This is a genomic window from Tangfeifania diversioriginum (genome assembly GCF_900141875.1).
Lineage (GTDB): Bacteria > Bacteroidota > Bacteroidia > Bacteroidales > Prolixibacteraceae > Tangfeifania > Tangfeifania diversioriginum.
In genome coordinates, this window is record NZ_FQZE01000002.1 from 189471 (window position 1) to 202336 (window position 12866).

Annotated in this window: 12 protein-coding genes; 6 read left to right on the plus strand and 6 right to left on the minus strand. The window is 39.8% G+C overall.

Annotation, left to right across the window (positions count from 1 at the left end; all coding sequences use genetic code 11):
- Nucleotides 1-373: 373 nt before the first annotated feature.
- The 6 genes from BUC07_RS02080 (at nt 374) to BUC07_RS02105 (ending at nt 7830) form a co-directional block, all read left to right on the plus strand.
- Nucleotides 374-1174 carry an ion transporter gene (locus BUC07_RS02080; protein WP_073164794.1) on the plus strand — a complete coding sequence of 267 codons (801 nt, stop codon included), beginning with the start codon at nt 374-376 and terminating at the stop codon, nt 1172-1174.
- Entirely contained in the window at nt 1149-3002 is a 1854-nt protein-coding gene (locus BUC07_RS02085) for a hypothetical protein (protein WP_073164797.1), read from the plus strand. Before BUC07_RS02080 ends, BUC07_RS02085 begins: the two co-directional genes overlap by 26 nt.
- A gap of 68 nt (nt 3003-3070) precedes the next feature.
- A complete protein-coding gene (locus BUC07_RS02090; RefSeq protein WP_073164800.1) occupies nt 3071-3418 on the plus strand; it encodes a type II toxin-antitoxin system RelE/ParE family toxin in 348 nt (115 codons plus the stop codon).
- Nucleotides 3396-3707: a helix-turn-helix domain-containing protein gene (locus BUC07_RS02095; RefSeq protein WP_073164803.1), complete on the plus strand. Its 312-nt coding sequence runs from the start codon at nt 3396-3398 to the stop codon at nt 3705-3707. The genes BUC07_RS02090 and BUC07_RS02095 overlap by 23 nt, the downstream gene beginning before the upstream one ends.
- A gap of 386 nt (nt 3708-4093) precedes the next feature.
- The gene (locus tag BUC07_RS02100; RefSeq protein ID WP_073164806.1) at nt 4094-7132 is read left to right on the plus strand and encodes an Eco57I restriction-modification methylase domain-containing protein; all 3039 of its coding nucleotides are present in this window, start codon (nt 4094-4096) and stop codon (nt 7130-7132) included.
- Between the two features lie 5 nt (nt 7133-7137).
- Complete coding sequence (locus BUC07_RS02105; RefSeq protein ID WP_073164810.1) at nt 7138-7830, plus strand: transposase; 693 nt, start codon at nt 7138-7140, stop codon at nt 7828-7830.
- A 146-nt stretch (nt 7831-7976) separates the two neighbouring features.
- On the opposite strand, the gene BUC07_RS02110 is transcribed toward BUC07_RS02105, so the two are convergent.
- Genes BUC07_RS02110 through ftsH form a run of 6 tightly spaced genes read right to left on the minus strand, consistent with a single transcriptional unit; the run spans nt 7977 to nt 12865 of the window.
- On the minus strand, nt 7977-8726 hold the full coding sequence (locus tag BUC07_RS02110; protein ID WP_073164813.1) for a CDP-alcohol phosphatidyltransferase family protein: 750 nt from the start codon (nt 8724-8726) through the stop codon (nt 7977-7979).
- A gap of 6 nt (nt 8727-8732) precedes the next feature.
- Nucleotides 8733-9389, minus strand: coding sequence for a phosphatidylserine decarboxylase family protein (locus tag BUC07_RS02115; protein WP_073164816.1), 657 nt, complete (start codon nt 9387-9389; stop codon nt 8733-8735).
- A 3-nt stretch (nt 9390-9392) separates the two neighbouring features.
- Nucleotides 9393-10220: a phosphatidate cytidylyltransferase gene (locus BUC07_RS02120; protein ID WP_073164819.1), complete on the minus strand. Its 828-nt coding sequence runs from the start codon at nt 10218-10220 to the stop codon at nt 9393-9395.
- Nucleotides 10217-10423, minus strand: coding sequence for a putative signal transducing protein (locus BUC07_RS02125; RefSeq protein WP_073164821.1), 207 nt, complete (start codon nt 10421-10423; stop codon nt 10217-10219). Before BUC07_RS02125 ends, BUC07_RS02120 begins: the two co-directional genes overlap by 4 nt.
- A 31-nt stretch (nt 10424-10454) precedes the next feature.
- A complete protein-coding gene (locus BUC07_RS02130) occupies nt 10455-10739 on the minus strand; it encodes an LUD domain-containing protein (protein ID WP_217652622.1) in 285 nt (94 codons plus the stop codon).
- Nucleotides 10740-10768: 29 nt separating this feature from the next.
- Nucleotides 10769-12865 carry an ATP-dependent zinc metalloprotease FtsH gene (gene ftsH, locus BUC07_RS02135; RefSeq protein ID WP_083578050.1) on the minus strand — a complete coding sequence of 699 codons (2097 nt, stop codon included), beginning with the start codon at nt 12863-12865 and terminating at the stop codon, nt 10769-10771.
- Nucleotide 12866: the final 1 nt, after the last annotated feature.

The following is a 12866-nucleotide window of genomic DNA, read 5'->3' on the forward strand; positions in this document are numbered from 1 at the left end:
GTTTAATTTCAAATGAATCATCAATTCTACTAAGGTCAAATTTGAAAAATAAGGTTGTAATTCTTAATGACGCTGACAGGTCTTTCGACGCTGACAGGTCACTTAACACATTAAGATTATTGAATTTTGTTCGAATTGAATTTCAACAAGCTCCTTTTGCTTTTTAAATTAAAGTTGGTTAGTTTTACAAAATACTGAGGCTTAACGAAACTGACCTTGAACAAAACAATCAAAATAACAAATCACATTAACCAAATTCTTAATCTTAGTGGATTTGCCAAAGTTATTTGCTCTTTCAGCTTCGAACAACCATATTTTTTGAGATTCAATTTTAATCTTTATTGAACATTGATTATGCAAAGAATTTAGTTCTATGATAAAAAATATATTCTTAAACGATAGATTTATACTTGGGCTGATTCTTCTAAATGCATTATTACTTATTGCAGGAGGTTACTTACAAACTGATTCTGAAAGACAATTATTTTCATTAGCGGATAATATGATTACAACGCTATTTTTAGTTGAGCTATTTATTAAATTTAAAGCTTTTGGAATTAAAAACTATTTTAAATCAAATTGGAATAAACTTGATTTCATTTTAATTGCATTGTCATTGCCTGCATTAATTGCTTTCCTGTTTAATTTTAGTGTTTTAGATTTTAGTTTTTTGCTTGTTTTTCGTGTATTAAGAGTTTTTAAAGCATTCCGGTTCTTTAAGTTTATCCCAAATATTGGGCAGTTGGTTTCTGGAATACAGCGCGCATTAAAAACATCTTTATTCGTGTTCTCCGGCTTCCTAATCTATATTTTTATCATCGGAATTCTTTCATATTATCTTTTCGAAAACAGCGGTTCGGAATATTTCAGTAATCCAATGATATCACTTTATTCAACATTTAAAATTTTTACCGTTGAGGGATGGTTTGAAATTCCTGAACAAGTAATCGAAAATTATTCAAAATCAGCCTCTTTTTTTACTTATTTGTATTTTATTTTTGTTGTTTTAACAGGTGGAATTTTTGGCCTATCGCTGGTTAATTCAATTTTTGTAGATTCAATGGTGAGCGATAATAATGATGAGCTCGAGAAAAAAATTGACAATATAGATTCAAAAATCATAGAAATTTTAACTAAAATCAAAGACAATGAAACTGGAAATAATTCTGGATAATGTAAATTCTTTAGAAAAGAATTCGTTTTTAAAAATTATCGATAACATAAAAGCCAGCAACCCGAAAAACAGCAAAGAGATTGATAAAATTCTTTCAGACAGTAGTAATGATTTAAAAAGTGTTGACAGTATCAATATTGCCAGGGTTTTTGATTTGGTGAAAAACGAATTTGCCGAAACGGTTCAGGCTGAATTTGTAAATACTACTTCACAACTAGATATACTTATAGACATAATAATTAAAGATGGTAATGGCATATTGAGTCGTGAATGGCTTTCTCGTCTTTATGAAAAGGAATTAGAAAATATTAAGAAGAAAACGCAACAACTTAAGAAACAGTTAGAAAACGAAAAGTCTGATATTAATGAAACCCGGAAGCGATATTACGAGATTTATAAAGCTTGTTTACTTACTGCCTACAAAAATGACATTGAGAAAAATCATGACCCTAAAATAACAGATGATGAGTTATCAATATTATTAACCTTAACCAATGAGTTAGAATTATCACAAGAAGAAGTTAAGCTCATAAATTATTTGATTATACCACCTAAAAAGGCTGATATTGATGATGTCATTAATTCTCTTAAAAATATTGGAGTAATTTTTTACTCTCGAAAAAATAATTTGATTTATGTAGCCGATGAAGTTGTTAAAGTACTACGTAAAATCAGGAAAAAAGAAGTTGCTGATAAATACTATCGTCGAATTCTTAAAACATTGAAAGAATCCCAGATTAATCTTGTTTGTCGAAAACATAACATTAATACCAGAGAACTTGATTATGAATCAAAAATTAAACAAATAATCAAGGAGGGTATTTCATTTTCAAAACTTCTTAAAAATGATATTCACAAAGACGGAACTTCTTTAACTGATAAAAAGAAGTTTTTAAATGAACTTTGGGATAAAGGATTACGAGTGGAAACTCCATTGCGTGGTTCTACAATTGAAGAGAAAATTGAAAATATTATTTTGTATTTCGACGATCTTGAGCGAGATGAAAAAGTTGGTATTTCAGTTGAGGGATATGAAAAATTGCTAATTGATTTGAAAAATACATTGGATACTTTTGAAAAAATTGTTCTTGATGAATTTGAAATGCAAGATGGAACAGTATTAAATAGCAATACATTATTGGAATACAACATTAAACCGCGCGACATTTTAGATATTCTTCCAATTGATGAACTGAAAAAATTTATTGATGCTCACAATCTTAAATCAAGGGGTGATTTGGTACTGAATATTTTGGACGCCTATACCGATGCTGAAAATTTAATGATTGAGAATTATAAAGCTATCGGGTTAAGAGATATTGCCACATTACGAGAAAACGGAATTAATATTAAAGAAAGTGAACTGGGCTTAAAATTTGAAGAAATTACCAAATCAATTTTTGAAAAATTAGGATTCAATGTTGATGAATCCCTGAAAAAACAGCTAAATACTTCTAAAAATAAAATCGATCTTGTTCTGAATTTGGGGAAGAATAATATCATAATCGTTGAATGTAAGTCGGTAAAAGAAAAAGGTTACAATAAATACAGCTCAGTATCGCGACAAATAAAATCGTATGTAAATCTGGCCAGGAAAGCGGAATTCAATGTGGTTAAATCTCTTCTTGTGGCTCCCGAATTTACTGATGATTTTATTAATGAGTGTGATTTGGAATTTGAAATAAACTTGTCACTCATTACAGCCGGGGCTTTGATAAATATCCTTAAAGTATTCAGGAATTCCAATCTGGAACAATTTCCACATCAGCTTTTAATGAAAGATGTTTTGATTAGAGAAGATAGAATTATTAAAGCGATGAGTAAATAACTGTAGAAACACAAAACAATTTTTTGATAAGCGTAACTTTTAAGTTACCTTTGTTTTATTGTAGTAATATGAAGAAAGTCCGAAAGATAATCGCTTACCGACATTACTTTGAGGAGTTTTTATTGAAGCAACCCACAAAGGTTCAGGATAAAATCTACAAAGTTTTGGAAGCGGTTGAAACGTTGGAGAGAATTCCTTCAAATTATTTGAAATACATTACCGGGGCAAATGGATTATATGAGGCCAGGATAAGGTTAGGAAGTAATATTTGGCGTGTTTTCTGTTTCTTTGATGGAGATAAATTGGTTATTCTATTGAATGGATTTCAAAAAAAATCACAGAAAACGCCGAAACAGGAGATTCGAAAAGCGGAGAAATTAATGAATGAATACAATGAAAACAAAAGGAGAAAATAGAGAAGTTAGCTCATGGGCAGAAATAAAAGACAGGGTGTACGGAGAGAAAGGCACTGAGAGACGTGATAACCTGGACAGGGAAACTGAAGCGTTTAAAATTGGCTTGCTTTTAAGAAAAGCGAGAGAATCACGTAATCTGACCCAGGAAGAATTGGGAAAAATTATCGATAAGAAGCGAACTTATATTTCCCGCGTTGAAAATGACGGAAGCAATATCACTTTGAGTACCTTATTCGAAATTGTGGAAAAAGGTCTTGGCGGAAAGGTAAATATCTCAATCGATATGTAGAGATTTATACGTCAATTTTAACCAAATAAAACACAAGATTCTATTTGACGCTGACAGGTCGCCGGTCGCTTCACAACCGCAGTTCATTTAATCGGAGCGACTGTCCCCCTTCCAAGGGGGACAGGGATGGATTTATCCATCCAGGGGGTAAACACTAAAAATTCCGCTTTTCCTCATTTAGGGGAAATGCCGGCGTAAGGCAAGTGCGGTTGGAGGCAAAGGGGTTTTACAAGGCTGACAAGGACAACTTTAGTTGTCCAGGGGGTAAACAGGTAAACAAGAATGATTGTAATCCGCCTGCTGGCAAACACCACCTCAAAAAAAGAAGCAACGTGCTCTCCGGCTTGTCATAATATTTTATTAAATTGCTTCCTTTTCTAACCAATATGAGCACTAAGCAGGAAGCATACGCCAAAATCAGTGAACTGGTGACCCGGTTCAGCGAACAAATCGACTCTTACAAACAATCCGATTACAACGAAACCTTAACCCGTCGCGATTTTATCGACCCGTTTTTTAAAGCCCTCGGCTGGGACGTGGACAATTCCCAGGGAAACGCCGAAGCCTACCGCGAAGTCATTCACGAAGACCGCGTGAAAATCGGCAAAGCTACCAAAGCGCCCGATTACTCTTTCCGGCTGCCGGGCGGAAAGCGCCTCTTTTTTGTGGAAGCCAAAAAGCCGAATATCGACATCAAAAAGGACATTTCGGTGGCTTATCAAATCAGACGGTACGGATGGAGCGCCAAACTGCCGGTGAGTATCATTACCGATTTTGAAGAGCTGGCGGTGTACGATTGTACCAAACGACCGAAACCATCCGACAAATCAGGAATAGCACGTATCAAATACATCAATTTTCGTGAGTATGCCAATGAGTTTGACTACCTCTGGAACACCTTCTCCAAAGAACGAGTGCTGAAAGGCAGCTTCGATAAATACATCCAAAGCGATACCGCCAAAAAAGGAACCGCCACCGTTGACAAGGAGTTCCTGGAGTCGCTCGACAAATGGCGCACTTACCTTGCCACCACCATCAGTTTACGCAATAAGGAACTCGACGAGGACGAAATAAACTACATGGTGCAGCTCACCATCGACAGGCTCATTTTTTTGCGCATTGCCGAAGACCGGGGCGTAGAACCGTACGGACAACTGAAGGTTTCGGTTAATCAAAAAGGCGACGCCTGGCAAAACCTCTTTTTCAATTTTAAAAATGCCGATGCCAAATACAACTCCGGCCTGTTCGATTTTAAAAAGGATAAGATTTCTGTAACCCTGAAAATCGACAACAAGGTGATTAAAACCATTGTGAAGGAGATGTATTACCCCGAATGTCCCTACGAATTTTCGGTGCTGCCGGTGGAAATCCTTGGCAATGCCTACGAGCAGTTTCTCGGAAAAGTCATCCGCATTACCCCCGCGCACCATGCCAAAATCGAGGAAAAACCCGAGGTACGAAAAGCGGGCGGGGTGTATTACACGCCGCAATACGTGGTGGATTACATCGTGAAAAATACTGTTGGTAAACTTATCAGCGGCAAAACACCGCGGCAAATTTCCAACATCAAGATCTGCGATCCGGCCTGCGGAAGCGGCAGTTTCCTTATTGGCGCCTACCAGTACCTGCTCGGTTACCACAAAGACTATTATACCGACCACGGCACTACCATCGGAAAAAAGAACAGCCCGGTTACACCTGCCGGGGAACTCACTTCGGCTGAGAAAAAGCGGATTCTGCTCAACAATATTTTCGGGGTCGATATTGATGTGAATGCCGTGGAAGTGACCAAGCTGAGCCTGCTGCTGAAATGCATGGAGGGCGAAACTGAAACCACCATTGCGCAGCAGCAAAAGCTGTGGCACGAACGCATTTTGCCGAACCTCGGCGACAACATCAAAAGTGGAAACAGCCTGGTGGATACCGATTTTTACGACGCCATGCTCGAATTTGACGACGAAGAAAGAAAAATTAAACCCTTCAACTGGCAGCGCGCTTTCCCTGAAATTTTTAAGAAAGGCGGGTTTGATGCGGTGATTGGGAATCCGCCGTATATAAGAATTCAAAGTATTCAGGAAAACTCACCTGAACAAGCCATTTATTTTCATGAAAAATATCAATCGGCAGCAAAAGGAAATTATGATATCTATGTTATTTTCATAGAACGCGCATTGAATCTAATCAATTCAAAAGGTTATGTCAGCTATATTCTACCCCATAAGTTTTTTACAGCACAATATGGAGAAGGAATCAGAAAAATCTTGCTTTCAGAGAATAACATTGAGGAAGTCGTTCATTTTGGACATCAACAAGTATTTGATAATGCTACAACCTATACTTGTGTTTTAACGCTCTCAGGAATAGGCAAAAAACAAAAATTTAAATTCCAAAAAGTTGAGGACCTAAAAGAATGGAGGAATTCAGAGAAATTGACTAATTCTGAAATCGCATTTAAATCGCTGTCAAATGAAGCATGGAATTTTGTTACTGAAGAAGAAAAGATTGTATTTAACAAATTATCAACTTTAAAAACAAATTTAGAAGATGTAACTGATCGAATCTTTCAGGGATTAAAAACAGGTGCAGACAAAGTTTTTATTTTGCTCAAAAAAGCGGAATACGAAAACTATTATGTTGCTTATTCAAATCAACTTAAAAAAGATGTTGAACTTGAAAAAAAATTACTACATCTATTAATCAAAGGAGGTCATAGTAAAACTTTTAGACTGCAAAGTACCGATTTATTTGTTCTATTTCCTTATGAAAAAAATTCAAACAATAAAACGACTCTTATACCAGAAAAAAAATTACAAAAAGAATATCCTTTAACCTTCTCATATTTAAAAGAAAATAAAGACTTGTTGAAGTCAAGAGATGGTGGAAAAATGGATGCAATAAACTGGCATGGTTACAGTAGAAATCAAGCACTTGATGTAATTTCAACTCCAAAAATTTTCACTCCCGATATCGCTCCAAAAGCCTCCTATTCAATCGATGAAAAAGGAGAAATATTTTTTACCGGAGGAGTTTCGGGCGGTTATGGAATTAAAGTAAAGAAAGGAATCTCGGAAAAATTTGTTCTTGGTTTATTAAATAGCAGATTATTGGATTGGTATTTAAAAAAAATCTCCACGCAAATGAGAGGTGGCTGGTATAGTTTTGAATCGAAATACATCAAACATCTTCCAATAAAATTGATTGATCGAAAAAATAAAGAAGAAATTAAGATTCAACAGGAAATCGAAAAATTGGTAGATTTAATCATCCACCTCCACAAAGAATTGCAAACCATCAAAATCCCATCAAAAACAGAGCAGTTGCAAACCCGCATCGACCACACCGACAACCGCATCAACCAACTGGTGTATGAGCTTTACGGGTTAACCCATGAAGAAATTGCCATGGTGGAAGGAGAAAACAATTAAATCAAATGGATAAATTCCAAAACAAATACCGCATTGAATCCGCCCGGTTAAAAAATTGGGATTATGGCCGGAATGCCTGGTATTATGTAACCATTTGCACCGGCGGCAGAAATTGTTTTTTCGGTGCAATTGTAAACGCAAAAATGAATTATTCGCCCACAGGCGATATTGCCCGGCAATTATGGATGGAAATACCCAATCAATTCGATTATGCAAATCTGGATGAATACATTGTTATGCCCAATCACATTCATGGCATTATACAAATCGATAAAAACAATTATGAATATCCATCCGGAAACGACCATTCGCAATATGATCGTGTTAATACACGGGATGGTGTGCCGGATGGTAAAGACGCGATTAATCGCGTCTCTACGGACGACGCCCCAACCACCGACATCCCAACCACCCACGATCCAAATTTCGATGACGCATCAATGGACATACCAACAAATAAAAATCCCGGCGGGATAACCGGAAATTATAATCCAATGTTGCACGATAATTTATCACGAATCATACGTTGGTACAAAGGGCGCGTTTCGTTTGAGGTGCGGAAGGTAACCGACGGATTTTCGTGGCAATCCCGTTTTCACGACCGCATCATTCGCAATGAAGAACAATTAACCAGGGTCAGGAAATACATTATCAACAACCCCCGGAATTGGAAAAATGATGATTGGTTTATCCCGTAAATGTGCGTTTTATTCGATAGAGACGCGATTAATCGCGTCTCTACGATCGATCGACCCACGAACGGATCCAAAAAATAATGATCCAAACGTGAACACCCCAAACACAAACCGTCCCGGCGGAATAACCGGAAAATCCAATCCCATGTTTACAGAATTTCCACACCAGCCAGGTAGAACACAAAATTCAAAAAGATATAGGCAAGAATGGTGAGTGCCAGGCCATAAACGTTGAATACGGCCAGCAACGCAACGGCAATGGCCAGAAACAGGAACCGGTGCCAGTTTTCCTTCCATTTCAGGTTTTTAAATTTCAGCGAGAACATGGGCAGGTTAATCACCATCATACCGGAGGTGAAAAGGCCCAGCAACAGCAATATGCGGGTAGAATAAATCATTTCGAAAAGCTGGTGGTAGCGCGGTATTTCGAGCATCAGTCCCAGCGATGCCCAAAACAAACCGTTGGAAGGGATGGGCAGCCCACGGAAGAAACCTTCGTCGGGGGCGTTGTTAAAGCGGGCCAGCCGCACTGCTCCCAGCACAGGCATAACAAATGCCGAGAACAAAATCAACCATTGGCTCCAGTGGGCCGTTATTTCGTAAATGGGCTGGTTTTTTTGAAACATTGAAAATTCGAGCAAGGTAAAAAGGATAGCTGCCGGCGCCAGGCCGAACGACACCAAATCGCCCAGCGAATCGAGTTGTTTGCCGGTTTCGGAGTAGGCATTCAGGAGCCGTGCGACAAATCCGTCTAAGAAATCGAAAACCGCAGCGAGGCAGATAAAAATACCGGCCCAGATGAGGTGCCCGTCGATGGCAAAAATAACCGCCAGCGAGCCTGAGACCAGGTTCAGCGAAGTAATAAAATTGGGTATTTGCCTGATAATTCTTTTCAACATTTTTACTTATTCAAAACTTGCTATTACCGTTTGACCACCTACCGTGAGTTGATGCAATTTTACATTTACCTTTGTGTCAACAGGTAAAAACAGGTCCACCCGCGACCCGAACCGGATGAAACCGTATTCTTCGCCCTGTTCAGCTTTGTCGCCCAGCTTTTTGTAGGTTACAATGCGTTGTGCTATTGTGCCGGCAATCTGTCGCGACAAAACCTCGGTGCCACCGTCCATCTTAAATACGGTGGAACAGCGCTCGTTTTTTTCTGACGATTTCTTCACAAATGCAGGGTAGTAGGCACCTTTAAAATGTTTTTGATAAACGATATCGCCGGCAACAGGAACCCGGTTTTGGTGTACGTTAAAAACTGTCATGAAAATAGAAATCATCAACCGTTCTTCCTTGAAATATTCATTTTCGCGAACTTTCAGTATCTCAACAATTTCGCCATCGGCAGGGGCGAGTACATGGTTTTCATTTTTTTCAATCTCGCGGAAAGGCTCCCTGAAGAAGAAAATAATAAGCACTGCCAGCAGCAGCGATGCTCCCATGAGAAAATAAAAAACGGTGTAGTCCCGCAGCAAAATATAAATGATTGCATCGATTACCGCGAGAAAGAAAAAGGCAATGGGAATTATTTTTCGTCCTTCTTGATGAATTTGCATAGCTTATAAATTTCCTGAAAAAGTTAACCATACATAAATAACGGGTATTACAAACAGTAAACTGTCGAGCCGGTCGAGCAAGCCGCCATGGCCTGGTAAAACCGAACCTGAGTCTTTCACGTTAAGTTTGCGTTTTATTTTTGATTCGAACAAATCGCCCAGTGTACCAAAAGCTACTACAATTACTGCAATTATTATCCAGTTGATAATATCCGGTTCCTGAAAAATAACTGCATTGAGAACGCCCATCACCAGTGCGAATATTGCGCCGGCTGTAAACCCTTCCCAGGTTTTGTTGGGCGATATTTTCTCGTTGATTTTATGTTTTCCGAACATGGAGCCTACGAGGTAAGCCATTGAATCGTACACCCAAACAATAAAAAACACGCCCATGAGTATCCACGGAAAAAACTCAGGTGTTTCGGGATAATCAGGGTAAACAATGAAGTTAAGCAGGCTGAAAGGGACGGCAACATAAACAAAACCGGTAAGCGTAACTGAGCTGTTTTGAATTTCTTTTGAGTTGTCCCTGAAGGTTTCAAACAAAAAGAGAATTGTTAAAACAGGGATAAAAATGAGAAAAGCATTCTGAGGGATAAATCCGTGAACCATCCCAAAACAGGTACCAAAAAGGAGTAACCCCAAAGTTAATCCCACATGTTTACGTGGCGAACTGCCTGCATTTTCCACCAGCTGGTAAAACTCGAGCTGGGTAAAAAACAGCATTGCTGCAAAAATTACTGCAAAAACAACAGGATGTATAGCTGTACCTGCAATTAGCAGTGCTACATATATACATCCGGTAACAGTTCTTTGTACAAGATCATTCAATGCTTCAACTCTTTTAGTAGTTCTTTGGCTTTGTTTTCGTCGGCATCGGGCACATACACCACGATGTCGCCAAACGATTTGTAGGCCGAGTCGTGCTGGTTCATAATCACAGTTTTAATGCCTGCATTTTCCAGAATGTCTTTGGCCATGTTTGCTTTGTATTCCTGAACAGTCAGGAACACTTCTTTCCATCCTTCTTCCATGTTACAAAAGTATTAAAATTTATATTCAAAGTTAATATAAAAATACATGAAGACCTTTAGGGCCGTGTGCCCCGAGTGTAAGTGTTTTTTCAATATTGGCTGTCCGGCTTGGGCCGGTAATCAGCAAAAGCTGCGAGGGCAGGTGGTTCCCATATTTTTCTGAAATGGCAGAATAAGCTTCGCCGAGTGAATTTACAAGTTGTTTTTTTGAAACCATGTTATTTTTCAAAATCAACTCCGGTGAACCGCTCAGGTCATGAAATAACGGCGATTCAAAATCGGTCATTTCGGGAATCCTGACAGTTGTTTCTTGCAACTTTTCGAGTATTTGCTGCCGGGCCGGTTTCATTTATCTTCTACCGAAATGGATTTATCTTTCGGAGTGTCGTCGTTTTTAGGAGTTTCTTTATTTTCAGTTTTTTCCTCTTTTGGTTCTTTTGGCTCTTCCTGTCCGTTTTCAGGATCAATAATCTTATCGTCCCACGGCCGTTTGCCAAAGATATGTTCCAGGTCCTCGCTGAAAATTACTTCCCGCTCGAGCAACAGTTCTGCCAGTTTTTTATGGCCTTCAGAATTTTCTTTCAGAATTTGTTTTGCCCGCTTGAACTGCGAATCGATGAGCTCTTTAACTTCTTCGTCAATAAGCTCGGCGGTTTTTTCGCTGTAGGGTTTGGTGAATGAATATTCCGACTGGCCTGTAGAGTCGTAGTAACTCACATTGCCCACTTTTTCGCTCATGCCAAAATAGGTAACCATGGCAATGGATTGCTTGGTGACTTTTTCTAAGTCATTTTGAGCGCCCGAGGAAACCCTGTTGAAAATAAGTTCTTCGGCAGCTCTTCCTCCAAGTGCCGAGCACATCTCGTCAAGTAGCTGGTCTTTTGTCGTAATTGAGCGCTCTTCCGGCAGGTACCAGGCTGCCCCCAGTGCCTTGCCACGCGGAACAATGGTGACTTTCACCAGTGGGTGGGCGTGTTCAAGCAGCCAGCTAATAGTGGCATGCCCTGCTTCGTGGTAAGCAATGGTGTTCTTTTCGTCTTTCGAAATGATTTTATTTTTCTTTTCCAGTCCGCCAATAATGCGGTCAACGGCATCGAGGAAATCCTGTTTGGTAACCGAATCGCGGCTTTTCCGGGCAGCAATAAGCGCCGCCTCGTTACACACGTTGGCAATGTCGGCACCTGAAAAGCCGGGGGTTTGTTTGGCCAGGAAGTCCACTTTTACATCTTTACTCAGTTTAAGTGGCCTGAGGTGGACTTTAAATATTTCAGCACGCTCTTTGAGGTCGGGCAGTTCCACATGAATCTGGCGGTCGAACCTGCCGGCACGCATAAGGGCACGGTCGAGCACATCGGCGCGGTTGGTTGCAGCCAGTATGATTACACCACTGTTGGTGTCAAACCCATCCATTTCGGTGAGCAGCTGGTTCAGGGTGTTTTCCCTTTCGTCGTTGGAACCGAAGTTAGGATTTTTCCCACGCGAGCGGCCGATGGCATCAATTTCATCGATGAAAATGATGCAGGGCGCTTTTTCTTTGGCCTGCTTAAACAGGTCGCGCACCCGCGAAGCACCTACACCTACAAACATCTCCACAAAATCGGAACCCGACATGGAAAAGAATGGCACGCTTGCCTCGCCGGCAACAGCTTTGGCCAGCAATGTTTTTCCTGTTCCGGGGGGGCCAACAAGCAATGCCCCTTTGGGAATTTTCCCGCCCAGTTTAGTGAATTTTTCCGGGCTTTTCAGGAATTCGACAACCTCTTCCACTTCCTGCTTGGCTTCGGCCAAACCAGCCACATCTTTAAACGATGTGGTTACTTTTTGATCTTTATCGAAAATTTTGGCCTGCGATTTACCCACGTTAAAAATTCCGCCGGCACCGCCGCCGCCACCTCTGCTCATTCTTTTGAATATCCACCACCAGAGCAGGATAATCAGCACAAACGGCCCTATTGTCCATAAAATTTCTCCGGCCCAGTTTCGTTCTTCATCGTATTCGAGTAAAATTTCCTGGTCTTTTCCTTCCTGGGCTTCGCGCAGGTTGCGTTCGAATGTTTCTACCGAGCCAATAGTGAACGTAAAGTGCGGGCCTTCTTCTGCAGGTTGCGAAAAATTTCCGCTGAATTGCTGTTCGTATTTTTGAAGACTGCTTTTTTTAAGGTAAATATTGGCCTGTTTCTCGTTAACAACCACAATCCGTTCTATGTCGTCGTTGGCAAGCATTGTGGTTTTTACTTCATTCCAGTTGGTTTCAACGGGGCCGCGGCTGTTGGTCAGGTAAATCTGTACAACAATAAAAATAACGGCAATAATGCCGTAAATCCAGTAGGCGTTAAATTTTGGGCCTTTCGGGTCTTTCGGGTCTTTTTTGTTTTTGGTGCCCTGGTTAAAAGGGAAGCCCGGAGGTGGTGTTTGTTTATTGTTTTTTTTGTTTTCTGCCATA